This window comes from Xenorhabdus sp. KJ12.1, from assembly GCF_963876495.1.
Lineage (GTDB): Bacteria > Pseudomonadota > Gammaproteobacteria > Enterobacterales > Enterobacteriaceae > Xenorhabdus > Xenorhabdus stockiae.
In genome coordinates, this window is the sequence record NZ_CAWNQH010000083.1 from 185,904 (window position 1) to 209,256 (window position 23,353).

General features: G+C 46.3%; 22 protein-coding genes, 1 tRNA gene and 1 pseudogene. 8 read left to right on the plus strand and 16 right to left on the minus strand.

Features of this window, described 5'->3' with window-relative positions:
• The first annotated feature begins 7 nt into the window (after nt 1-7).
• A complete protein-coding gene (gene epmB / locus AACS92_RS15305; RefSeq protein WP_099108860.1) occupies nt 8-1,036 on the plus strand; it encodes an EF-P beta-lysylation protein EpmB in 1,029 nt (342 codons plus the stop codon).
• Nucleotides 1,037-1,164: 128 nt separating this feature from the next.
• On the opposite strand, the gene AACS92_RS15310 is transcribed toward epmB, so the two are convergent.
• The 4 genes from AACS92_RS15310 to AACS92_RS15325 form a co-directional block, all read right to left on the minus strand.
• Nucleotides 1,165-1,506 (minus strand): DUF4156 domain-containing protein, encoded by a 342-nt coding sequence (locus AACS92_RS15310; protein WP_099108861.1) that lies wholly within the window; start codon nt 1,504-1,506, stop codon nt 1,165-1,167.
• Between the two features lie 220 nt (nt 1,507-1,726).
• Nucleotides 1,727-3,373, minus strand: coding sequence for a chaperonin GroEL (gene groL / locus AACS92_RS15315; RefSeq protein ID WP_099108862.1), 1,647 nt, complete (start codon nt 3,371-3,373; stop codon nt 1,727-1,729).
• Between the two features lie 55 nt (nt 3,374-3,428).
• Nucleotides 3,429-3,722, minus strand: coding sequence for a co-chaperone GroES (locus tag AACS92_RS15320; protein WP_099108863.1), 294 nt, complete (start codon nt 3,720-3,722; stop codon nt 3,429-3,431).
• 177 nt (nt 3,723-3,899) lie between these two features.
• On the minus strand, nt 3,900-4,406 hold the full coding sequence (locus tag AACS92_RS15325; protein ID WP_099108864.1) for an FxsA family protein: 507 nt from the start codon (nt 4,404-4,406) through the stop codon (nt 3,900-3,902).
• A gap of 525 nt (nt 4,407-4,931) precedes the next feature.
• Here AACS92_RS15325 and aspA point away from each other — a divergent pair.
• The 5 genes from aspA (at nt 4,932) to AACS92_RS15350 (ending at nt 10,637) form a co-directional block, all read left to right on the plus strand.
• Nucleotides 4,932-6,356, plus strand: coding sequence for an aspartate ammonia-lyase (aspA, locus tag AACS92_RS15330; RefSeq protein ID WP_099108866.1), 1,425 nt, complete (start codon nt 4,932-4,934; stop codon nt 6,354-6,356).
• Nucleotides 6,357-6,496: 140 nt separating this feature from the next.
• Nucleotides 6,497-7,798, plus strand: coding sequence for an anaerobic C4-dicarboxylate transporter (locus tag AACS92_RS15335; RefSeq protein WP_099108867.1), 1,302 nt, complete (start codon nt 6,497-6,499; stop codon nt 7,796-7,798).
• Nucleotides 7,799-8,026: 228 nt separating this feature from the next.
• Entirely contained in the window at nt 8,027-9,835 is a 1,809-nt protein-coding gene (locus tag AACS92_RS15340) for a protein-disulfide reductase DsbD (protein WP_099108868.1), read from the plus strand.
• Between the two features lie 24 nt (nt 9,836-9,859).
• Complete coding sequence (gene dicD / locus AACS92_RS15345; protein WP_099108869.1) at nt 9,860-10,432, plus strand: division control transcriptional repressor DicD; 573 nt, start codon at nt 9,860-9,862, stop codon at nt 10,430-10,432.
• A 129-nt stretch (nt 10,433-10,561) separates the two neighbouring features.
• Nucleotides 10,562-10,637: transfer RNA gene (locus AACS92_RS15350), tRNA-Phe, on the plus strand.
• A gap of 347 nt (nt 10,638-10,984) precedes the next feature.
• On the opposite strand, the gene AACS92_RS15355 is transcribed toward AACS92_RS15350, so the two are convergent.
• The 12 genes from AACS92_RS15355 to AACS92_RS15410 all read right to left on the minus strand — a co-directional run bounded on the left by AACS92_RS15355 (nt 10,985) and on the right by AACS92_RS15410 (nt 20,662).
• Nucleotides 10,985-12,001, minus strand: a complete 1,017-nt coding sequence (locus tag AACS92_RS15355) for a tyrosine-type recombinase/integrase (RefSeq protein WP_099108870.1) — start codon at nt 11,999-12,001, stop codon at nt 10,985-10,987.
• Between the two features lie 107 nt (nt 12,002-12,108).
• Nucleotides 12,109-13,119 carry a TraI domain-containing protein gene (locus AACS92_RS15360; RefSeq protein WP_099108871.1) on the minus strand — a complete coding sequence of 337 codons (1,011 nt, stop codon included), beginning with the start codon at nt 13,117-13,119 and terminating at the stop codon, nt 12,109-12,111.
• Nucleotides 13,120-13,346: 227 nt separating this feature from the next.
• Nucleotides 13,347-14,036, minus strand: a complete 690-nt coding sequence (locus tag AACS92_RS15365) for an N-6 DNA methylase (protein WP_099108872.1) — start codon at nt 14,034-14,036, stop codon at nt 13,347-13,349.
• Nucleotides 14,037-14,144: 108 nt separating this feature from the next.
• Nucleotides 14,145-15,068 carry a DUF1281 domain-containing protein gene (locus AACS92_RS15370; RefSeq protein WP_099108873.1) on the minus strand — a complete coding sequence of 308 codons (924 nt, stop codon included), beginning with the start codon at nt 15,066-15,068 and terminating at the stop codon, nt 14,145-14,147.
• A 90-nt stretch (nt 15,069-15,158) separates the two neighbouring features.
• Complete coding sequence (locus tag AACS92_RS15375; RefSeq protein WP_099108874.1) at nt 15,159-15,452, minus strand: TA system toxin CbtA family protein; 294 nt, start codon at nt 15,450-15,452, stop codon at nt 15,159-15,161.
• A gap of 15 nt (nt 15,453-15,467) precedes the next feature.
• Nucleotides 15,468-15,752, minus strand: a complete 285-nt coding sequence (locus AACS92_RS15380; protein WP_241537893.1) for a hypothetical protein — start codon at nt 15,750-15,752, stop codon at nt 15,468-15,470.
• A gap of 5 nt (nt 15,753-15,757) precedes the next feature.
• A complete protein-coding gene (locus AACS92_RS15385) occupies nt 15,758-16,009 on the minus strand; it encodes a hypothetical protein (RefSeq protein ID WP_241537894.1) in 252 nt (83 codons plus the stop codon).
• A 126-nt stretch (nt 16,010-16,135) separates the two neighbouring features.
• Complete coding sequence (locus tag AACS92_RS15390) at nt 16,136-16,612, minus strand: antirestriction protein (protein ID WP_241537895.1); 477 nt, start codon at nt 16,610-16,612, stop codon at nt 16,136-16,138.
• Nucleotides 16,613-16,711: 99 nt separating this feature from the next.
• Complete coding sequence (locus tag AACS92_RS15395; RefSeq protein WP_241537896.1) at nt 16,712-17,296, minus strand: antirestriction protein; 585 nt, start codon at nt 17,294-17,296, stop codon at nt 16,712-16,714.
• Nucleotides 17,297-17,661: 365 nt separating this feature from the next.
• On the minus strand, nt 17,662-18,378 hold the full coding sequence (locus AACS92_RS15400) for a bacteriophage abortive infection AbiH family protein (RefSeq protein WP_099108876.1): 717 nt from the start codon (nt 18,376-18,378) through the stop codon (nt 17,662-17,664).
• Between the two features lies 1 nt (nt 18,379).
• Nucleotides 18,380-19,480, minus strand: a complete 1,101-nt coding sequence (locus AACS92_RS15405; protein ID WP_099108877.1) for a PIN domain-containing protein — start codon at nt 19,478-19,480, stop codon at nt 18,380-18,382.
• Nucleotides 19,481-19,744: 264 nt separating this feature from the next.
• Nucleotides 19,745-20,662, minus strand: a complete 918-nt coding sequence (locus AACS92_RS15410; RefSeq protein WP_099108878.1) for an integrase domain-containing protein — start codon at nt 20,660-20,662, stop codon at nt 19,745-19,747.
• Nucleotides 20,663-22,001: 1,339 nt separating this feature from the next.
• Between AACS92_RS15410 and AACS92_RS15415 the strand changes: the two genes are divergently transcribed.
• Nucleotides 22,002-22,193 carry a hypothetical protein gene (locus AACS92_RS15415; protein WP_153044751.1) on the plus strand — a complete coding sequence of 64 codons (192 nt, stop codon included), beginning with the start codon at nt 22,002-22,004 and terminating at the stop codon, nt 22,191-22,193.
• Nucleotides 22,141-23,253 (plus strand): annotated as a pseudogene (gene tssI, locus AACS92_RS15420) (type VI secretion system tip protein TssI/VgrG); the annotation flags it as partial. The gene AACS92_RS15415 and the pseudogene tssI, both read left to right, overlap by 53 nt.
• Nucleotides 23,254-23,353: the final 100 nt, after the last annotated feature.

A 23,353-nucleotide genomic window follows, 5' to 3' on the forward strand; every position in this document is an offset into this window, starting at 1 on the left:
CCAAAAAATGGCACACATTATAACCCATATTCACCCTGCCAGAGAAGTCTGGCTACAACAACTTACTGATGTTATCACTGATCCCAGTGAGTTGTTGCAATTGTTATCCCTGAACACGCACGCCTTATTGAAAGAAGGTAATGAGGCGCGACGCCTGTTTCCCTTGCGTGTGCCAAGAGCATTTGTATCACGAATGAAAAAGGGCGATCCGCAGGATCCCTTATTACTACAGGTTTTAACTGCACGAGAAGAGTTTGATACTCCAGCCGGATTTTCCACTGATCCATTAGATGAACAGCATCCGGTCGTTCCGGGGTTATTACATAAATATCGCAACCGGGCGTTATTAATGGTTAAAGGAGGTTGTGCGGTAAACTGCCGTTACTGCTTCCGACGACATTTCCCTTATGAAGATAACAAGGGCAATAAAAGTAACTGGCAATCAGCGCTAGAGTATATTGAGCAGCATACTGAGCTTAATGAGATCATTTTCTCTGGCGGTGATCCTCTGATGGCAAAGGATCATGAACTGGATTGGCTGATTACTCAACTTGAGTCTATCCCTCATATTAAACGGCTACGTATTCACACCCGTTTACCCGTCGTTATTCCCGACAGAGTGACGCTTTCATTATGTAATCGTCTGGCACAATCCGATTTGCAGGTCATTATGGTCACTCATATTAACCATGCAAACGAAATTGATGAGGCATTCCGGGAGAGTATGGCTCGGCTGAAACAGGCCGGAGTCACCCTGCTGAATCAGAGTGTTCTGTTACGAGGCGTAAATGATGACGCTGATATACTGGCTGATTTAAGTAATTCGTTATTTGATGCCGGTATTTTGCCTTACTACATTCATGTGCTGGATAAAGTACAAGGTGCAGCACACTTTCTTGTCAGTGATGAAGAAGCAAAAGCCATTATGCGGGAGCTATTAACCAAAATTTCTGGCTATCTGGTACCGTGTCTGACAAGAGAAATCGGCGGTGAACCGAGTAAAACCCCATTGGATTTAGGGTTAAAAAATAATTAACCAGCGAGGTTTCTTTAATATTTTCGCGATAACAGGCAGTGCACAGAAATTCAGACAGCTAGCTCACCATGTTGCAAGCTGCTTTTCTGGGCATTGCCCGAATTCAATATGCTGCTTATCACATACACTCAAGGGCATTTATAGACTTGACCAACCATCTTGCTGTCGAGGGGAATAAAGCTATTTAACAATCCCTCTGACGGGCTATTTACGCCATATATCACGTTCCCACCCATCTCAGCGGCTTTATTACGCAAATCATTAGCCGCACCACGCATAGAACTGCTTTCACTACCGACGCCATTAAGCCAGTTACTTTGAGTTCCCGTCACTTCACCTAACCGCTGGCATTCATTACCCGGCTGAGTGTCCACAAAACGCACACCGGAACCTGCTGAAGTTAATTGATTATTTGTCGTGCATCCCGCTAACAGCAACACCGATGCGCCGAGCAAAAATTTTATTCGCATGTCTTCCCTCGTTGATTACTCTAACTTCATACACTTTGTCTTTCAAATTGCCTCTTTGTTGGCCGCGACGCATTTTGAAATGCATTGTGTATATTACGATGATAAATTTAATCTTTTGTATGCTATTAACAGAAGAAAGTAAAAAGGCGAGCAGAAAAATCTGCTCGCCTTCAAAGTTTTAGCCTAATGGGTGGGAGATCCCATCATCAGGATGAGCGCATTACATCATGCCGCCCATTCCACCCATACCGCCCATGCCACCAGCTGCGCCTAAGTCAGCTTTGTCATCTTTTGGCAGTTCAGTGATCATCGCTTCAGTTGTGATCATCAGACCCGCGATAGATGCTGCGAATTGCAGTGCAGAACGAGTTACTTTGGTTGGATCCAGGATACCCATTTCGATCATGTCGCCGTACTGTTCAGTTGCAGCGTTATAACCGTGGTTGCCTTGACCTGCTTTAATGTTGTTCACAACAACAGATGGCTCTTCGCCTGCGTTCTCAACGATCTGACGCATTGGTGCTTCCATTGCACGCAGTGCAACACGGATACCCACGTTCTGATCTTCATTGTCACCAGTCAGGCTTGTGATAGCACCTGCAACGCGAACCAGCGCCACACCACCACCAGCAACAACACCTTCTTCTACTGCTGCACGGGTTGCATGCAGTGCATCGTCAACACGTGCACGTTTTTCTTTCATTTCAACTTCAGTCGCTGCACCAACTTTGATCACAGCAACACCGCCTGCCAGTTTCGCTACGCGCTCCTGCAGTTTTTCACGATCATAGTCAGAAGTTGATTCTTCGATCTGCTGACGGATTTGACCAACACGCGCTTCAATCGCGCTTGCTTCACCTACACCGTCAATGATAGTAGTGGTGTCTTTGTTGATAACAACACGTTTCGCCTGACCCAGATCTTCCAGAGTTGCTTTTTCCAGCTCCAGACCAATCTCTTCAGAAATAACAGTACCGTTAGTCAGGATAGCAATATCCTGCAGCATTGCTTTACGGCGATCACCGAAACCTGGTGCTTTAACCGCAGCAACTTTCACGATACCACGCATGTTGTTCACAACCAGAGTAGCCAGTGCTTCACCTTCAACATCTTCAGCGATGATGAGCAGAGGTTTGCTTGCTTTAGCTACACCTTCCAGAACAGGCAACAGTTCACGGATGTTGGAAACTTTTTTGTCTACCAACAGGATGTATGGGTTTTCCAGTTCAACAGAACCTGATTCTGGTTTGTTGATGAAATAAGGAGACAGGTAACCACGGTCGAACTGCATACCTTCAACAACATCCAGTTCGTCTTCCAGACCAGTACCTTCTTCAACGGTGATTACACCTTCTTTACCGACTTTATCCATCGCTTCTGCGATCAGTTTACCTACAGTTTCGTCGGAGTTTGCAGAGATTGTACCAACCTGTGCAATTGCAGTGGAATCAGAGCAAGGTACGGACAGTTTTTTCAGTTCTTCAACAGCGGAAACAACTGCTTTATCAATACCACGTTTCAGATCCATTGGGTTCATGCCAGCAGCAACTGCTTTCAGACCTTCGGTGACGATTGCTTGGGCCAGAACGGTTGCAGTAGTTGTACCATCACCAGCCGCATCGTTAGCTTTAGAAGCAACTTCTTTAACCATCTGTGCGCCCATGTTTTCGAATTTGTCTTCTAATTCGATTTCACGTGCTACAGAAACACCATCTTTAGTAATTACAGGTGCACCAAAAGATTTATCCAAAACAACATTACGGCCTTTAGGACCCAGAGTCACTTTAACTGCATCAGCCAGTACATTCACACCACGCAACATTTTGCTGCGAGCATCATTACCAAATTTTACGTCTTTAGCTGCCATTGTATCTTTCCTTTAAATTCGTTCAATTAAGAAGATCTGAGCGTAAGATTTTCAATTACGCTTCAACAATTGCCAGAATATCGCTTTCAGACATGATCAACACTTCTTCGTTATCGATCTTCTCTGCTTTAACACCGTAACCTTCATTAAAAATAACGATATCACCCACTTTAACATCCAGAGCTTTAACATCACCGCTTTCCAGGATGCGACCATGGCCAACAGCAAGAACTTCACCACGGGTAGATTTGCCCGCAGCTGAACCGGTCAGAACGATTCCACCAGCAGATTTAGATTCAACTTCTTGACGTTTGACGATAACACGGTCGTGTAATGGACGAATTTTCATTGATAGATCTCCTATAAATAAAGTCCATATCAGGTAAGAGGATTGATACCAGAACCCAACAGAACCAGTACCATGAAGCTACAAGTTGGGGCTTATAGGCAGTACTTCAAGGGGGGATAGCAAAAAATATTTCACTTTTTTATTACCCGTAACACTCTCAGGCAGTATGGGCTGAAGTTATTTCTTATTATGGTCATTATCATTATGATTTTTTTGATCATCGCGAGTAATCTTATTCGAAGCATCATCCTGCCTGCGCTCATACTCTCCTTCAAATGTCTGACCATGATTACTATCCCGGCCATATCCACCACGAACATTCGGACGGTAAAAAGTCAGATGTGGCAGTAACTTAGCTGTCAGCAATTTTTGCACAGGCGGCAACAACAATAATAGCCCGAGAAAATCGGTAAAAAAGCCGGGAATAATTAACAGGAAACCCGCCATGACCAAAGAAACACTTTTGATTGCTTCTTCCGCAGGGCTTTCTCCGGCAGCCATTTTCTGCTGCATTGACATAAAATTTTTTATGCCCTGATTACGAACCAGAGAAACCCCAACACAGGAAGTCAGAACAACCAATAACAGCGTTAACAGAACGCCGACCTCAGAAGCGATGCGGACAAACAGTACTGATTCGATATAAATCAGCAGACATATCAGGATAAGAGGAAACCAGCGCACGTTGTTCTCCTGTAGTTGAAGAAAATGAATTGAAGAAAATGAAATTGGAGCAATTTAAGTTAAAGCAAATTAAGTTGAAGCAACTTAAAATGTGGCAGCCTAAAATGAGGCACCTGAAAGATGAAGGATATAAGCCGGTATTCTCATCCGCTTTAGGCGCTGTATATACTACCAACGCATTTTTATTACCACGAATCGCGTTTATAACCCAGCTCATTGATAGCAACATCTATAGATGACTAGTTTGCATGGATAACATATGTGGGGATAACAATAACGGTTTTCAATACTTAAGACATTTGACTTTTTACCTGAGTAACCGTGACCTCAATCACACATATGTCATTTCATTAGTAAAATCGTACTATAAAGTGATCCAGGTTCAAGGCATTTCTGACAAATCCACATATGATCGCGCCTGCAATTTTGTGGTAATCACCTAATATCACAGCGATTGCTGTCGGCAACATTATCTCAACAAACATATAACAAACAGTAAAACGTATCCAATTTAAGAAGGTTCTCATGTCAAACAACATTCGTATCGAAGAAGACCTGTTAGGTAAACGTGAAGTCCCTGCTGAAGCCTATTACGGTATTCACACTCTACGTGCGATTGAAAACTTCTATATTAGTGACCGCTCCATCAACGATGTCCCTGAATTCATTCGCGGCATGGTCATGGTGAAAAAAGCGGCAGCACTGGCAAACAAAGAACTCCATACCATTCCCGGCAAAGTTGCAGATATCATTGTCAAAGCGTGTGATGAACTGCTCAACACAGGCAAATGTATGGATCAGTTCCCTGTTGATGTTTTTCAGGGTGGCGCAGGTACCTCGCTGAACATGAATACGAATGAGGTGCTGGCAAATATCGGTCTTGAATTGATGGGGCATCAGAAAGGTGAATATGAGTACCTGAACCCCAATGATCATCTGAACAGAAGCCAGTCAACTAACGATGCCTATCCTACCGGTTTCCGTATTGCTGTTTACAACGCAATCATGCAGTTGGTTGATTCAATCGAATTATTAAAAGCGGGCTTCGACAAAAAAGGTATTGAGTTCGACGATATCCTGAAAATGGGTCGTACTCAATTGCAGGATGCGGTACCAATGACTCTGGGTCAGGAATTCCGTGCTTTTTCCATGCTATTAAAAGAAGAAATTAAAAATATTACTCGTACCGCAGAGCTGCTGCTGGAAGTGAACCTTGGGGCAACCGCTATCGGTACTGGTCTGAACACAGCACCTGGCTATCAGAAACTGGCTGTAGAAAAGCTGGCAGAAGTGACCGGCTTGCCTTGTGTACCTGCCGAAGATTTGATTGAAGCAACTTCTGACTGTGGTGCTTATGTTATGGTTCATAGTGCCCTGAAACGTCTGGCTGTTAAGATGTCTAAAATCTGTAACGACCTGCGTCTGCTCTCTTCCGGCCCACGTGCTGGTCTGAACGAAATCAACCTGCCAGAATTGCAGGCAGGTTCTTCCATCATGCCAGCCAAAGTAAACCCTGTTGTTCCAGAAGTTGTTAATCAGGTTTGCTTTAAAGTTATCGGTAACGATACCTGTATCACTATGGCAGCAGAAGCGGGTCAGTTGCAGCTGAACGTTATGGAACCGGCTATTGGTCAGGCTATGTTTGAATCTATTACTATCCTGAGCAACGCTTGCCGCAATCTGGTTGAGAAATGCGTTAACGGTATTACTGCCAACAAAGAAGTCTGTGAAAGCTTTGTCTTTAACTCTATTGGTATCGTGACCTACCTGAACCCATTCATCGGTCACCATAATGGCGATATCGTAGGTAAAATCTGTGCAGAAACAGGTAAAAGCGTCCGGGAAGTTGTTTTGGAGCGTGGTCTGCTGACAGAAGCGGAATTAGATGATATTTTCTCTGTTGAGAACCTAAAAAATCCGACTTACAAAGCAAAACGTTTTGATGACTAATTAAATGATTATAATAACGAGTTCGTCTTAATTTTTAAGGCACGCTATTCCAACCGGAAGCGTGCCTTTTTAATTGGCAGCAAACACAAATTATTAACCATAGATTTTCATAAAACTAAATAAATGAAGGAGTATGTAACATGTTAGCCGTAGAATTGGTTATTGTTCTGCTGGCCATTTTTCTGGGGGCAAGATTAGGGGGAATCGGAATTGGCTTTGCGGGTGGAATTGGCGTTTTAATCCTCGCCATTCTAGGTGTAAAACCAGGCAGTATTCCATTTGATGTTATCTCAATTATTATGGCTGTGATTGCTGCAATATCAGCAATGCAAATAGCGGGCGGGTTAGATTACCTTGTCCAGCAAACTGAAAAATTACTGCGTAAGAACCCAAAATACATCACAATCCTCGCACCTATAGTCACTTACTTTCTGACTCTATTCGCAGGTACAGGGAACATCTCACTGGCAACACTGCCTGTTATTGCCGAAGTTGCTAAAGAACAGGGCATCAAACCGTGTCGTCCACTTTCGACTGCTGTAGTCTCCGCTCAAATCGGGATCACCGCCTCCCCTATCTCTGCGGCAGTGGTTTATATGGCTTCGGTTATGGAAGGGCAAGGTATCAGCTATATTCATTTGCTGATGATACTGCTGCCATCCACATTTTGTGCCATCGTGTTAATGTCATTCATCATTTCATGGCTTTTCGATTCCAAGTTGGCAAATGATCCTATCTATCAGAAACGTCTGGCTGACGGCCTGATAGAGATGCGCGGTGCGTCTCAGATTGAAATCAAACCGAAGGCAAAGCTCTCTGTTCTGTTATTTTTGCTGGGTGTTATCGGCGTCGTTATCTATGCGGTTATCAATAGCCCGAGTGTCGGGTTAGTTGAAAAACCCCTGATGAATACCACCAACGCGATTCTGATTATTATGCTGAGTGTTGCAACGCTCACCACGATTATTTGTTCCGTCAATACAGATGCTATTCTGAATTCGAGTACTTTTAAGGCTGGCATGAGTGCCTGTATTTGTATTCTGGGAGTGGCCTGGTTAGGTGATACTTTTGTTCAGGCGAATCTCGACTGGATTAAAGAAACTGCCGGTAACCTGATTCATTCTCGCCCTTGGTTACTCGCGGTTATTTTCTTCTTCTGCTCAGCCTTATTGTATTCACAGGCAGCAACTGCGAAAGCATTAATGCCAATGGCATTAGCGCTGCATGTCACACCGCTGACTGCAATTGCCTCTTTCTCTGCAGTTTCCGGGCTGTTCATTCTGCCAACTTACCCAACTTTAGTTGCCGCAGTACAGATGGATGATACCGGCACAACCCGTATCGGACGTTTTGTTTTTAATCATCCGTTCTTTATTCCGGGTACGATTGCTGTTGGGCTGGCAGTCACATTCGGCTTTCTGTTCGGTGGTATGATTCTGTAGGCTTCAGGCTTTATGTTTGATTTTCAGGGGGGATTAAAACCCCCTGAAATATTTTCTTTCTTTTATCTTCTATTTTCTTCTCTGAAAAAAACACCTCTTTGCATTAATATTAATCAATCAGCTTTTTGTCTCAGATTCCATCGGTTATAGTGCTCGTTTTAGTCGTAGTGCCGATTCTGGTAAATTTCACCCATTGACTCCCTATAACTGGCAGGTAAAAAAGTATCTATGATGAAACGTATTCTCATATTGTTTCTACTGTTCGGTGCAATCAGTGCGTTCCCTCTTAAATCCAGTGCGCTGTTTGAGCAACCCGGACAATTGGGGCAGAATCGGTATCTTCCCGCTGAACAGGCATTTATGTTTGATTTTCAGCAAAAAGGGGAACAATTGACGCTAAGTTGGGATATTAAGCCCGGTTATTACCTCTATAGAAAACAGTTCATCATCACACCCGATCAGCAAACTTCTTTAGGCCATATAGACTTTTCCAAAGCAACAGCTCATGAAGATGAGTTTTTTGGCAAAACTGAGGTTTATTTTCAGTCAGCACACATCAATATTCCTATCCTTGGTGCAACAAATGACTCAACACTTCAGGTAACCTATCAGGGCTGTGCGGAAGCAGGATACTGTTATCCTCCAGAAACAATCAGCGTGCCACTATACGCCGTAAGCGCGCCCATAAAACCATCAACGGATGAAACACCAAAACAGTCAGAATCTAAATCTTCTGAGATAAAAGCATCCCAAAGTGAATCACAGCCGCAGGAAAAAACGTTACTCAAAACGGATCAAATGCCATTTTCGCCCTTATGGGCATTATTGATTGGTATAGGTATCGCATTTACTCCATGCATCCTGCCAATGTATCCGTTAATTTCCGCTATTATTCTGGGACAGAAACGCCCTGAGAGCCTGAAACGTATCTTCTGGTTGGCAATGAGCTATGTGCAGGGAATGGCCATCACTTATACAACCTTAGGATTAATTGTCGCCGCAGCAGGTTTACAGTTTCAGGCCGCATTACAAAGCCCTTATATTCTGATAGGGCTTTCCGTCCTGTTTATTCTATTGGCACTATCCATGTTCGGAGTGTACTCACTCCAGCTCCCTTCTTCCGTTCAAACCCGTTTGGTGAACTGGAGTAACCAGCAAAAAAGTGGTTCCTATTTTGGTGTATTCGTCATGGGGATGTTGGCGGGCCTGATTGCATCTCCCTGCACAACCGCCCCGCTCAGCGCCATTTTACTGTACATCGCCCAAAGTGGTAACGCTGTGCTCGGTGGTCTGACACTTTATCTGTATGCACTGGGAATGGGTTTACCACTTATAGCCGTGACTTTATTCGGTCACAAATTCTTACCCCGCAGTGGCCCGTGGATGCAATACGTGAAAGAAGCATTCGGCTTTATTATCCTTGCGCTGCCAATATTTTTGCTGGAAAGAGTTCTGGGAGATGTATGGGGAATAAGGTTATGGAGCATATTAGCAGTTGCCTTCTGTGGCTGGGCTTTTTCATTGACGCTAAACCACAAAAACGGTTGGTTACGTACCCTACAGCTCATCTTACTGGCACTGGCTTTAATCGCCTCACGCCCTTTACAGGACTGGGTATGGGGAAATCCTGTTACAGAACAACAACAAGCATCTTTAGCATTCCAACAAATCAGTGACTGGCCGGAATTGAGTCAGATTCTGGCTGAAAATCGCCATAAACCGATCATGCTGGATCTCTATGCAGAATGGTGTGTCGCCTGTAAGGAATTTGAAAAATATACGTTCCGTGACCCACGAGTCCAAAAGCAACTAAGTCACTTTCTCATATTGCAGGCCAACGTTACAGAGAATGGCCCTAACCAGAAAGAATTGCTGAAAAAACTGGAAGTGCTGGGACTTCCCACTATCTTGTTTTTTGACACACAAGGCCAGGAAATACCCAACTCACGAGTCAACGGATTTATGGATGCGGAACGCTTTAATCGCCATTTACAGCATTTATACCCAATAGCTTCAGAACAGATAAAAGATCAATAAAAAACATTTAAAAGGAGAGCAACAGTGCAGCGTGAATACGTACTTAATCATGTACTCAATTTACTTGAGCAACAGGGTCTGTCAGTAACACTGGAGGCACTTTTGGCTCCCCTGAACATTGATATCGACCAAATAAAACATTTCTGGCCAGACCGCGAAGCCCTACTTTATGACTGCCTGCGTTTCCACAGCCAGCAAATAGAAGCCTGGCAACGCCATATTCTGCTGGATGAAACATTATCCCCGGAACAAAAGCTATTAGCTCGTTACGATACTCTCAAAGAAAAAGTACAGGAAAATCGCTGCCCCGGTTGCCTATTTATTGCAGCCTGTAGTGCTTTTCCTGATACCGACCACCCTATCCATCAATTAGCTGCATTACAAAAACAAAGCTCATTCCAATATTCGAATGGGCTACTACAGCAAATTGGCATTGAAAATAGTGAACAAGTTGCCAAACAGATGGAACTTATCCTTGAAGGATGCCTTAGCAAGCTATTAGTGAAAAAAGATATTGAAGATGTGGTAACCGCAAAACTGCTGGCTCAGGATATTCTGACCATAGCTAATTGCCGAAAAGAGGGTGCTTTAAGTTAAAAAAAGCTAGCAAAGATGAATAATTGCGCTTAATTAGTATAAAAATTCCGCCAACGACCATTTTTCATGTTTTTTTCTAAAAAAGTCGTTGACGGATTGGAGTGAATACTGTTTAATGCGTCCCCGTTAGCCCGGATAGCTCAGTCGGTAGAGCAGGGGATTGAAAATCCCCGTGTCCTTGGTTCGATTCCGAGTCCGGGCACCAAGTTTCCATGCGGGTTTGTCGTAGGTTGTTAAATTTCCTGACAAAAGCGCGAAAAAGAATCAATCGTTAATTAAATGTTAGATCCTAATCAGTTCAATTTGTACTGTTTAGTTGAGAAGAACATTTAAGACAAGATAACAGGGTAGCTATTTTAACAGTTACCCTTTTCTCGTTTAAGGTAATGATTTCAGTAATTGATTCTGATGTCAAGTGAGGTGAAAACTTCGCGGGATGCCAGTCCGGTATCAATCATCTTTTCATACCATATACCATCCATTGTTGATGCAGGGCAGTTCAGTCAATACCCTCCTCCTGACCGAAAGCCGCCCTGTTCTTTTTAATCCGTTTTACTCCTTATCATCAGAACGATCGGTGTACAAACCCAATTCCCGCTCCAGCGTTTTGCCCGTTACTTCCATATCGAGATCAATGTACTCCATCGTGGTCGCGACATTACGATGCCCCAGTAATCTTTTCACCAACGGCAGGTTCCGATCCGGCGATTTCATCAATGTCGTGGCCACGGTATGACGAAAACGGTGGGGCGAGACCGCAAAATCACACTCTCTGGACAGCCGGCGAAAGAAAGAACGGAGCTGCTGTTTTTCCCGGTTGATATCATATTGGTAACGGGAAAGCCGGCTGGGGTGCGGCACACTTAATCGGCTGAGATCGAAAATCGGATCGTCGGCTTTAGCGCCGGCAGCCATCGCCCTTTCCACTAATTTTGCCAGCCGGGGTTTGAGCGGTGGGATAATCGGTACTTCCCATTCACTGTGGTTTTTACTGCCTTCCAGCCCCAGTTCAATATAATTGCTTTCCAGATTAATATCCCGCAGCCGCAGGTGCAGTAACTGGTTCTGGCGCATCCCCGTAAAGCGCAATGTCGCCAGTACTGTTGACCAATACCAGGTCGGATACAGGGCGCAACGCCCTCCCCGTGGCATCACCCCGGTTCTTTCTTCTTCAGCAAACTTTCCCATCAACAGATTAATACGGGTTATCTGCGATTGACTCAAAATCTTCTTCTTTTTCTTCTCTTTTTTAACCACCGCATTGTTAAACGGGTTTTCGGTGTGGGGCAGCAGTTTTTGTTCCATGCCGAAATTAAAGATCGCCCGCAGGTGAGCCACCTTATTATTCCAGGTGTGGCTCGACTGTTTTTTCTCCACCAGAAGATGGCGCCGCCACCGCAGCACATCCCGGTGAATAACCTGCGCTGGTGAGGCCGCTTCCCCCATAAACCGGGTAAATCCCTTCGCCACTTTACGGTAACTCCACTCGGTATCCGGTCTCAGGATATGTGAAAAAAAGTACTCGTCTAATAATTCTTCCCAGCCCATTATTTCTTCTGTTCCGTGCATCATTTTTTCCTGTTATCAACAACCCAACCCGTCGGCTTTTCAATATAGAAAGCCGTTAATCATTCCGTTAAAATTAATTACAAACTAAAATTGTTTCATTGTTAATATCATGACGACTCATTCCCGGCAGGAGCAACATTTTCTGACGGCCTGCCTGTGCGTTTGTTTATTTCTAAATCGTTATCATTCTCATTTGCATTAATAAGCAATGAAACTTCATCATTGGATTGAAATAATGACAATAACGTCCGGGTATCGTCGGCCGTCGATGGAGAGGGACTTTTCATTTCAGTTGCGGGAGCAGCCGATTGGGTTTCCGGCCTTGTACCAGCTTCGGAAGCCAGGGCAGTTTCGGCTGCCGTTGGCAACCCCCCCTGTTTCACTAGCGGGGAATGCACCTGCCCGGCTGCGTCCTGAAGCAACGCGTCAATCAGGGGGACGGAGGAGGGACGACCATTGAGGTGCAACATCAGGCAATGCCAGGCTTCCGGCACGGAAACCAGCCACATGATGGCTTTTTCCGGTAACAAACTGGCGGCCAGCAAGGCTTCCTGTGGCACCGTCAGGGCATTTTCCGGTGTGCGAAAGCGGAAACGAAAAGGGTTACCGGGGATACAGACACCCGGCTGCCAGAAATGCCCGTCATCCAGCTCCCCTTCCAGTTGCCGCAACAACGGCAGGTGGTAAAATAATGCCGTCCAGAATACGACGGTCTGCCATAGCAGGCTCTGGGCTGCCTGTGTTTCCGGTGCGGCCCCGGGGGGTAACAGATGTCCCTTCGCCAGCCGCACGGCACAGGTGGTAAATTGCAGCGTCAGGTCAGCAAATCCCCCTGCCCCTGACCAGTCACCCTCTGGTGTAGCGGGCACCTGTTGGACACGGCCCAGCAATTGCTTCACCGGCGCGAGATAAAAACGCTGATACAGCCCTTCGGGCAGGGCACTGTTTTGCCATAATTGCTGAAGACACTGACGGCGCAGTGGGGTGGCCAGTAACTTATCCACCGATTGCGGCCGGAAATAGCCCCGGCTGTCACGAATGGCTTCCGGTTGTTGTTCGGATGATTTTTGCGGTGTGGCAGACTGGCGGGCAAAATGCGATTTAATACGCTGAAACATGGCTTTTCCTCTTTCGGTTCAAATTGGGCCCAGTGTCGGTGAATCCCGGTCTGAAACAAGGAAAAACTCTTTTTGCGGAAATGAAAATTAAACTGACTCGATTCACCCACCGACTCGCTTATCGGATCACCTTAATTTTCACTATAAATCAATATATTAAAACTACTCGAAAATAAGAAAGCGCCCCGAAAGGCGCATTAGAGTAACAGAACAGAGGCTGAAAAAATTCAGGCGGCCTGTGGCTGCTGATGCGCCCGTAAACGGTTCGACCAGTTACCCAGATAATGGGCCGGCGTGTAACGTGTCCGTTTGCTGCCGCCATCATCCAGCGCATTGCCGACAGTGACCGCGGCCGGAATGCCGGCCAGAGAAAGCTGGACGTAAGCCATCACCGCGGCCAGCGGGTCAATATCAATCGCTGACACCCACAGGCTGCATAACGGATCATGTCCCTGCTCTCTCAAGACGTCGGCAGCGGCCAGTGTCATACAGCCCGCCCCACAAGCCGGCTCGTACAGGGTCACAAAGGGTTTCTCCTGCAAGCGTGCGGAAACATCCTGCAACTGTATCTCCGCCATCATTCTGGCGACACTCCAGGGCGTAAAGAACTGCTGAAGGTGTTTATTCCCCAGCTCCAGCCGCATAAACACCGTGCCGAGAAAATCGCCGGGCGCTTCTGCCAGTGCCAGCACGGCAGTGGAAAAGAGTTTTACAATCCGATCAACATCTTCCCGCGCATATTTCCTGATGGTTTTCAGATAAAACTGCTCCAGCTCCTCACTGAAACAATATTTATTGTGAATGGCCGCCATTGCGCAGTGACAAAAATCCCGGAAGACCTGATAACGAGGCTGATAGCGGGCGGTTTGATTAAACAGCGAGATAAATTCCTGTTGGTAATCGGTACGAGACGCCATGGCGTGTTTTCCTTGTCGCATAAAAATAGGGAAAACACGCCCCGGAAGGGGAACGTGCTTCCCCCTTCGGTTGAAGTGAAAATAAAGAATAAGGTACTGAACAAATCGCTACTGTCCGACAGCAATCGCCGGCAGTGCCTGACTGATTTCGGGTTGTTCACCGTTAACCAGATAGAGTGCAGGCCGGTTTTCGCGTCCGGGTAAGCCGTTACCGCTGTCTACATGCTCACCCTGATCATAACAATCGTAGCCTTTGAGGCTTCCTGACGGTTCGCTGTACCAATGGCGGATCTCGCAATCAAACATCGCTGACAGTTCCCCCATCAGTTCCGCAGAGGGCGGTGCCCACGGTGAATCAAAACGCACGGTTAAGCTGCTGACATTACGCCGTTCCCAGCGGACATGGTGACCGAACGGCCATTCCAGCCCGTAGTGCTCGTCGTAGAACTGTACGGTGGAGGCAATGCCTTTCAGCAATCCGCTGCTGCCGTTAATCTCGGTCGCTAACCGGGTCGGCATGATCATCAGCATATCGCAGGGCTGGGCGGATGTCGGAGACACATTCAGCCTGTCCCAGCAGGCGCCGGTATCGGGACTATCAGACCAGCTCACCATACCGAACCAGTCGGTATACTGGCGGATCAGGAGTGATGCGATAATCTCACGCGCCGGTTCCGGAATATTTTCCCAGCGCAGCAGACTTAAGCCCGACTGGCGGTACAGATGGTCGATACGTTTAATGGTGTCGCCGGTTAGCAGCGCATTATCCTGTAACAACATCAGCCACTGCTCAAAGGCCAGATGTTGCGCAGTCGGTGCCGCAGTACCTCGTATCAGCGCCGGATAAGGCGCGTAAGTCAGGGGTTTGGTGGGTTTCAATATCCCGGCGCACCCGGCCAGAAACAGCCGCAGACTCTGCAAGACTGCCTGACGGTAACGGGGCGCTTCTTCGCCACAGACCCATTGCTGCATCACATCGATACAAACGGATTTGCCGGTGATGTCCAGTTGATTCGTGATCCACTCTGCCATGGTTAAGTTCCTCTTGATTGATAATGTTAAATAAAGGAGGAACTGTCCCGGCGGGGAGTCAGTTCCCCCGTTGGGTAAGTAAAAGAGGATTTAGTGACTATCCGGTTTTAAAATATCAGCCAGCTGACTGTCGAAAATGACCATCAGTTCGTCATGCACATCCAGATAAGGCGTACCAGGCGTGATGACCGGGGCATTCAGCCGGGTTAAATCGTACTTATCGACTAATTCGTTAATGGCCTCAGAGGGTCGGATGCCGTTTTGTATCAGTTCAGCGACCGTGTCTGTTTCACACAGCGCCGTATCCTTCAGACTCAGACCGAAATGCCGTTTCAGCAATTCTGTCGCAATCACCTGCCAGACGGTTAAACGTAACGATGTCATCGTCATGCTCCGCCATTAAACGTGGAGAGTCGTGCTGTGCCGGAGAATATCCCGCACTTCACGGCACTGTTGATAACAGGGCGAAACCCCATGCAGCGACAACAAATGCGCCTCATGCCACAATGCCCGGGCAGCCTGTGTATTCTGCCAGCTTTGCTCAAGCACGGCTGACTGACATAACTGCTGCTGTCGCTTTTCCAGTGACAGGCGTTCTGAGGCCAGTGTCACCGGCTGCGCCCAGACAATCTCGTCATAAAACCGGCCACCGAGCACTTTTCTGTCCCCGGCGTCATAAATCATCACGGTCAGCGGAAAAAAACGCCCTGCGTTTGATGAGATAACGTTTCCGACACCGGCCAGTCACCCAGCAGATGGATAACTTTCAGCCGCTGCACCGCTTCGGTTACCGAGGCTGCTTCACACACGGTCAGGGTTTCTTCCCGCAGTGATTGCCTCGCTTGCGGGTGTTGCATCAGGCCGGTGACCTGCACGGTAAAAATGTCTTCATGGAATGTCGTCCCGGCTTCATCCGGTACCGGTAAAAAAATCGGGTTCATCGGTATTTCCTTGATTGAATGTCAATGAAGAAAACACCCGCCCGATACCGGGAAGGTGTTTTCGGCTCCCTGGTCAGGCGCTTAAGAAAAGCGAAGGAGTATCAGCAATATCATGGGCTGATAACCTCATTGATGATGATTATGATTATTATTGATACGGCGGATTAATGACGGACTCAGCACCTTATCTGGCGTGCTTAAATCCAGTACAGTACGTATCAGTTCAGCTTCCGGGTGTTGCCGCGCATATTCATGCAGTTCGCCGAACCGGTACGCATCCTCATTGGATTCATCCAGTACCGAGATACGGGCAAACACCGCTGTCGTCACCGCCAGCCCGAAGGCATCAGCAGACAGCGTGACGGTTAACGCACTGTCCGGCAAGTAGACAGAATACGTGGTGACGGATGTCGGCACCATATAGGTCAGCTGTTCAGAAACATCACGCCGGTCCCAGTATTCATACTGATATTCACCACATAACTGTGCGGCGGTATTGGCAATCAGAAACCCCAGAAACAACCGCTCCAGCGGTTTTTTGCCGGGAAACACGGCAGACAGCGCAGGACTGTCCAGCATGATCAGGTCACTTTTTTGCATCATGTTCTCCTGTCAATAAAAAAGACGGAGAACACCCTGCCCGACGGGAAGCTGTTCCCCGTCCGGGTGACTGGCATCGTGCCAGAGTAGATTAAATTATCGTCATGCTCCCGCTAAACCTAAAGCCGCCCGGATACACGGGGCCTGGGGATGTTGCAGCGCGTATTCCCGCAAATCACAAAACCGTTCAGCAATTTCATCGTGCTTCATCAGTGCCGTCAGATAGCCCAGTACGCTCAGGGTGACCATCAGCCCGAACGTATCCGCGGATACTTCGCCGTTAAAGTCAGTGGTCTCGATTTTGACCCCATACGTGTCAGCGCGTGTCGGCACAGCATAGGCAATGTTGTCCGACACTTTCCGGCACTGCCATGTATCACTCCGGTAATCTTCACACAGCGTGACCGCCGCTTTAATGACCGTGTATTCCAGCAGTATCAGTTCAAGTGGACTGCTTCGCGGAAAGACGTCCGCAAAAGGGGACAATTCAGACACCGGTACAGCATGCACCGTTGTCCTGGTTTCGTTTTGTTGCATTGTGGACTCCTTAAAAACAACGGAGAACACCTTGCCCGGCGGGAAACGTATTCCCCGTTGGGTGGCTGGCGTCATACCAGGGTGGATTAAATAACCTTCATCATCAACAAAGATGATATCTGCTTCCAAAGGTGGGCAGATGTACCACACAGTGTGTACTCCCTTGCAGGCTACGGGAGTGTGGGTGTCGCTGCCCGAAGGTGATCCTCACAAGCGACCGGATCATCAATAAGTCTTATCACGCTAATAAACGGAAGTCATAAGGTCAATGTGTAATTCATTTTCCGGGACAGAAAATAATGTCAGAAGCGCGATGGCATTATTTGAAGTGATTCGAATACAATCTAGCCGTTCCAATTTTATGGTGTGACCAAATCAGGCAACTTGCTCTAACGCACTTCTGGACAATTTCGAGTTAGAGCTGATGTTCAAAATTGAATTCTTTGCATAAGCAAAATTTAGAAAAAGCAATGTTAGAATCCACCGCAATCGCTAATGATATTTCAGGTTTTGGCTTAGATCTGTTCCATTCTGACAACTGCAACGTTGGCTATTCCAAGTCCTGTTAGAGTGTCACAGTGTACTTTCTCATCATCAGGGTCATAAAAAGTCGCAACCCATTTAGCATCAGGTCTGACTGATTGCTCCAACTTCTGAAAGTAGGATAAATCTACGTCAGCTAATGAGTGACCGAGAATTAACTCATCAACATGTTCATCGGCTTTCCCGTGAATGAATAGCACGTTCTCATCGGGGATTGCGTAGTATTGAGAAAGCGTATCTGTGTAGTTGAATGTGAGGTAAACAGCGTCTCTATCAATGTTTACTGATCGGCTGTGATCAAACTGAGGAAACTGTACAGCCAAAATGAACTCTTTGAATGCTTTATACAGATCAGTGGTTAGAAGTCCAAGTATTCGCTCCATCTCAATTTCAAGCGTGTATCGGTCTCTGTCTCGAAAGTCATCTGAAGAATAGTTTGGCATTGCATCCATGTTTGCTTCCAAAACTGAATCTTTATCAAGCAGTGACATACTCGTTTCAAATTCAGACCATAAAGGGTCTGACATTGATGTCGAGTAGTTTGGATTTAGGTCACTTAAACCGTAATGTTCGATCAGTAGCTCGTATGTTTCACTGTAGTTGTTTTTGAGATAAAGCCCGAAAGATGTGTATCTAGTGTCAATGCCATGATGAACATCAAAACCATTACCAATTACATATAGCTTCATGTCACTCACCGTTGATATCTAGTTCTTTGAAGCTAATGACTTCGGAGTCATCATCAGTCAGCTCGAAATACGTATCTTGGAAGTAAAACTCCTCAATGTATGCGTTAGCTTTTAATCCATCGGTATAGGCAAGTGTTAAGTGGGCAGTGTATGTTTCTTTGTGTCTTACTGTTGACTCATTACTCAAGACGAATACATATTGCTTGTCTTCAGGATCCCAAGGTGAACGGTCATAATCTGAGAATCGGTATTCAGCCGTAACAACCACCTCAAACTCTACTTCGTACTCAGCCCACTCGGCATCGACATTCTGTAAGTTTTTCTTCTCAACGTTCACCGAGTTGATTTCTATAGAATTAATAATCTCATCGAAAGGATCTGCGTTTTCATAGTTGAACTCACCATCTTTGAGAGCTTGCAGGGCATCCGCTTTAATTTGTTCTAGGAGTTGTTCGAATATTTCATCAGCAAATTTGGCTGGTTCTTCGTACGCTTTGTCGCTTCGAACAATCAAGTCAATTAGGTCATCGACGTTTTCAAGATGAATGAAGTTATCTTCTTGTTCACAGAATGATTTCATATCGCCATCGTCGCTAACGATGTAGGCTGAATGTCCTCTAGCCAAGCTCACCTGTTTAATAGCTTCTAGCGCGAATGCATCAGGAAACTCGTGCTTTTTTGATTCTTTGCCAAAGGGAGGGAGGTTGTTGAAGTAAGCATCAAATACAACTTGAGGGTTAACAGTACTTACATCAATAGTTTCCACGTAGCCGTTTTCGACGAAATCATCAAACTTTTCACTGATAACAGCATAAATATCATCACCTTTAACTTTGGTGAAAATGCCATGACAATCAAGATCGGGGGTGTTTCTTAGGAACATCGCATCTTTTTGCATCTTCTTTATCATAGAAGCAGCTTCTTCAGATTTGCGTTTGAGATGGGCGTCGATCTCTTTCCTTGTCACATCAGTAATGAGCAAGTGGATTTTCTCATCTTCAATTAGTTCTTGAAGACGACCAAGAGCGTGTTGTCCAAATTGATAGTTTTTCTTTTCAAAAGCGTTTGTATCGATAAAAACTAGCCTTGTCTGTAATTCCATAATCAATACCTTGAACACATGGTGTAAATTGTCATCAAATAAATTGATAAAATAATCGAGTGGTTAACCAACTAATAGCATATTGATTCATTACAAAAATTCGGGCAAGTAACGAGTTAGCAAGGTGTGATGAGGAATAGCTTTAAATGATTTTGGGGCAAAAACAAGCCAGAGATAGATAATGAATGAAATGATCAAATGTAAAATTCAGTTTTATTGTACTTACCATAAAGCCAGATAATCTATAAGTCAGTACACGTTTATTTATTCACCCTCAATATTCCGGTAATACACCTGCCGGATATAGCGTCCTCGCGCATCGCCATGCCCCAAATCCATTGATACCAGTGCCTGTGCTTCCTGCTCGCTGAACCCCTGCGCTTTGTAATGTTCACCAGATTGCTGAGCAAAATGGTAACGCATACTGTGTGGGGCTTTCTTGCCGCTCAGACCGGCACTTCTGACAATATACCGGTAACGATCTATGGCCTGAATAACCGTCGGTTTATCAATCAGTTTGCCGCTGCGCCCTGCCTGCTCGCATTCAGCGTAGGCAATAGCATGTTGTAAGGCTTCCCGATTCAGTATCAGCGTCTGTCTGGGTCGCCCGCCTTTGGTGCCGAATACCACCCGCACTGAGGTATGCCCGTTTTCCAGCGCTTTTTTCCAGGTCGCTAAGGATTTATAAGCTTCCACCGCTTCTTTGGTACGCAGCCCCAGTACATATGCCAGTTGCATGACCGCCGCCACGCACCGATCTTTTTGCTCAACCTGCTGGAAAACCGCCTGAAACTCCGCAGGCATTAATGCCGTTTTAGTACCTGTGCGACTCGTCTCGACAATACCCAGTGCCCGGTTACTCAGACGGGCGTTATCCGGTGCAGCCAGTTTATGCCTGCCCGCCTGCCTTAAAATCGTTCGCAGGGCTGACATCTCATTTTGCAGGGTTCGGTGGCTGATCTTGTTGGCCTTACGCTCAGCAATATAGCGCTCAATATATTTGGCTTTGAGGCTGTCCATCTGCCGGAGCCTGATACCATTGTCTTTCAGAAAGTTAAGGAACTGTCGGGCAATCCGTTCTCGAGCCGCGACCGTTGCAAAACTTCCGCGCCCGTTTCGGGCATGGGTGATAAATTCTTTTCTGAACCGTTCGATTTTCGAACGTGCCGATTTCTGCGCCATTCCCGCCTCTCCCGCTAATTTGCTTCTTTTTTATTCGTTCTTAAACCAGTCCCTGCGTATCGGTTCAGGTTCACCGTTCCGTGGTGCGTCAGATAATGTGTAGCAGGGGAAAATTGCGTTGAGTTTTTGCAGGAGTTCGCTACGTGCTGAACACGGCGGTGGAGTACTCCCCGTTCAGTGCCTGATTTTCGTCAGGATGAACGCCTCATTAATCATGACGTGGTGTGATTTCTCCTTTTTTACTGCATCAGCCTGTTGTCAGGCATGGGGTTAAAAAACAAACGAATAAAAGGATTCAGGATTAGAAAATGCCTGAAATAACGGGTGACTTTGAGTAATGCGTAGTTCAAATCGGTCGTAAAGCCAGACCGAATGCGCTCTGAGCGTTGAAGCCCGGCGACGTCACTTGGTAATCGCTACGCTTCAACACAAGTGACGCCGCGCAATATTCGGGACGCTGATCGTGATGAATAGACAATATGAATGTATGTTGTACAGATAAAAACTGTATCGTTTGACGTAAGACAGAGCCTGTTTTGCTCTGTTGTGTGAGTAGCCGGTGATGAATCACACCGGGAAACTTTCATCCTCAGACGGAGGGTTAGGTGTCCGGGGATATCTGCTTCCAAAAGTGCGCAGATGTACCGCAATTTAGCTCTCCCTTGCAGGCTACAGGAGTTTTAGTTCGCCGCTTTACGCTGATCCTTACAGGCGGAAGATCATCAGTTAACAGAAAGAGAGTAGCGATTGTGTCAGCCACGGTCAAACGATGTTTAAGACCCCGTTTTCACGGTATATTTTCAGCCAGCCTGAATACCTGTCTTTCTAAAAGAAATAAAAATAACTTTTCATCTTTTTTATACCCATATTATTTCATGGTGATAGTTGTTATTATCTAAAACAAGCCTCTGATTTGTATTTTAATAAGAATGAAATATCTATTTTTGTCAGGGTATATTATTTTAGGATTCGGTTTAAAAATGTGTTCATTATTTTAAACAACCCCATTTGTGATCGTTATCATAAAATGAAAATGATCATGATTTCTAAGATACTTGTAGTTTTATATTTATAAATAAATCATTACGTTAATTAATTCACCCTGACTCTGACAGCAATAAATCACAACACAATGCATTCACTATTGATAAAAACAAAGCGCATTACCCTGATGGCGCAATGATTTTAACTTTTTCCGCTGTCATTGCCCGGCTGGTTTTTTATTTCGCTTGATTTCATTTGGTTTTCATTCAGGCCTTATTTATCATTTCCTCTCCTGATTATTTTTCATGTATTAAACGAAATAGTCCGGTCTGTGCGTCTTTTCAGATTATTTCCGGTGCCCGATATAAAAACAGCCGATGGATGTTTTCATCTTCCCGTTTGTCACAGACAACGCCGGACGAATTTCAATGTTGTGCCCGGACGTGATGGCCGACAGTTATCACGTTATCCGTCATCATCTCAGGGAGACACCTATGTCAGTGAAAAAGCACATCGCAAAACTTCAGCAGGGAAAGGCCCTGTTTGAGCAGGGGCAACAAGCCACCCGGCTGGCTCAGCAGACAACCGGGAGCTTCGTTGGGCACGAACCGGGGCTGGCAAAGAAAGCCGCCGGGGGTCACAGCGCCGCCACCAACGCCCTGCAAAAAGCCAGTCAGTTTCTCAGTGATGGTGCCCCCAGCGGCCTGCAATTTACCCTGACGGCGGGCGGTCTGGCACCAGAGACCTTTGTCGTCACGGATTTTACCCTGAATGAGCATTTTTCTCAGCCATTCCAGCTGGAGGTCGGATTGGCGAGTGCTGACCCCGCCATCGACTTTCCTGCGGTACTCGACCGCGCTGCCACGCTGACAATCACACAGAATGGGGTTGAAAGCCGGAGTATCACCGGTATCGTTGCCAGCTTTGAACAGGGCAATACCGGGTTGTACCAGACCACCTACCAGATGAGTATTCGCCCGGACCTGTGGCGCACCACCCTGCGTCAGAATTCGCGTATTTTCCAGCAACTGAACATTGAATCCATTATCACCAATATTCTCAAAGAGCACGGTATCCGCGATGTGGTCTTCAGCCTGCGCCATGCCCACCCGGAACGAGAATTCTGTGTGCAATATCAGGAAAGTGATTTTGCTTTCCTGCAACGCCTGACCGCAGAAGAAGGTATCTTCTACTTTTTTGAATGCGGCAACGGGCGCAATACGCTGGTGTTTGCCGATGATGCCGGCTCTGTCCCACCGGGCATTATACTGCCCTACCAGCCGGGTGATACCAGTACGCTGGGCGAGCCGGCGGTGAGCCACCTGACACACCGGGCACAGGTTCGACCGGCGATGGTGCAACTCAAAGACTACACCTTCAAAAATCCGGCGTGGCCGGCCGAATTCAGCCAGCAGATGAAGGAGGACACGCTCCAGCAGGGGTATTACGAACATTACGACTATCCGGGCCGTTTTAAGGATGAGGCGCATGGTAAGGATTTCACCCGTTATCGTCTGGAAGCACTGCGCAACAATGCCGTGACAGGACAAGGCCGTGGTCATGCGATTGCGATCCAGCCGGGACGGTTATTCACCCTGTACAACCACCGGTCATGCTCCCAATGATTAGATCTTGTGATAAACTCCCTACTTTTTATTCTGGGTGAGATATGGCTAAAGTGGATGTGATTTGTCGTTACTGTCATAA

Excerpts from the sequence above, each read along its gene's own strand:
- AACS92_RS15400 (WP_099108876.1), bottom strand. The coding sequence starts at position 18,378 with ATGAAGCTATATGTAATTGGTAATGGTTTTGATGTTCATCATGGCATT.
- AACS92_RS15360 (WP_099108871.1), bottom strand. The coding sequence starts at position 13,119 with ATGTTTCAGCGTATTAAATCGCATTTTGCCCGCCAGTCTGCCACACCG.
- epmB (WP_099108860.1), top strand. The coding sequence starts at position 8 with ATGGCACACATTATAACCCATATTCACCCTGCCAGAGAAGTCTGGCTA.
- AACS92_RS15390 (WP_241537895.1), bottom strand. The coding sequence starts at position 16,612 with ATGATGCAAAAAAGTGACCTGATCATGCTGGACAGTCCTGCGCTGTCT.
- AACS92_RS15410 (WP_099108878.1), bottom strand. The coding sequence starts at position 20,662 with ATGGCGCAGAAATCGGCACGTTCGAAAATCGAACGGTTCAGAAAAGAA.
- AACS92_RS15310 (WP_099108861.1), bottom strand. The coding sequence starts at position 1,506 with ATGCGAATAAAATTTTTGCTCGGCGCATCGGTGTTGCTGTTAGCGGGA.
- AACS92_RS15405 (WP_099108877.1), bottom strand. The coding sequence starts at position 19,480 with ATGGAATTACAGACAAGGCTAGTTTTTATCGATACAAACGCTTTTGAA.
- aspA (WP_099108866.1), top strand. The coding sequence starts at position 4,932 with ATGTCAAACAACATTCGTATCGAAGAAGACCTGTTAGGTAAACGTGAA.
- AACS92_RS15335 (WP_099108867.1), top strand. The coding sequence starts at position 6,497 with ATGTTAGCCGTAGAATTGGTTATTGTTCTGCTGGCCATTTTTCTGGGG.
- AACS92_RS15340 (WP_099108868.1), top strand. The coding sequence starts at position 8,027 with ATGATGAAACGTATTCTCATATTGTTTCTACTGTTCGGTGCAATCAGT.
- AACS92_RS15320 (WP_099108863.1), bottom strand. The coding sequence starts at position 3,722 with ATGAAAATTCGTCCATTACACGACCGTGTTATCGTCAAACGTCAAGAA.
- AACS92_RS15370 (WP_099108873.1), bottom strand. The coding sequence starts at position 15,068 with ATGGCAGAGTGGATCACGAATCAACTGGACATCACCGGCAAATCCGTT.
- groL (WP_099108862.1), bottom strand. The coding sequence starts at position 3,373 with ATGGCAGCTAAAGACGTAAAATTTGGTAATGATGCTCGCAGCAAAATG.
- AACS92_RS15375 (WP_099108874.1), bottom strand. The coding sequence starts at position 15,452 with ATGACATCGTTACGTTTAACCGTCTGGCAGGTGATTGCGACAGAATTG.
- AACS92_RS15355 (WP_099108870.1), bottom strand. The coding sequence starts at position 12,001 with ATGCACGGAACAGAAGAAATAATGGGCTGGGAAGAATTATTAGACGAG.
- AACS92_RS15380 (WP_241537893.1), bottom strand. The coding sequence starts at position 15,752 with ATGATTTATGACGCCGGGGACAGAAAAGTGCTCGGTGGCCGGTTTTAT.
- AACS92_RS15385 (WP_241537894.1), bottom strand. The coding sequence starts at position 16,009 with ATGAACCCGATTTTTTTACCGGTACCGGATGAAGCCGGGACGACATTC.
- AACS92_RS15365 (WP_099108872.1), bottom strand. The coding sequence starts at position 14,036 with ATGGCGTCTCGTACCGATTACCAACAGGAATTTATCTCGCTGTTTAAT.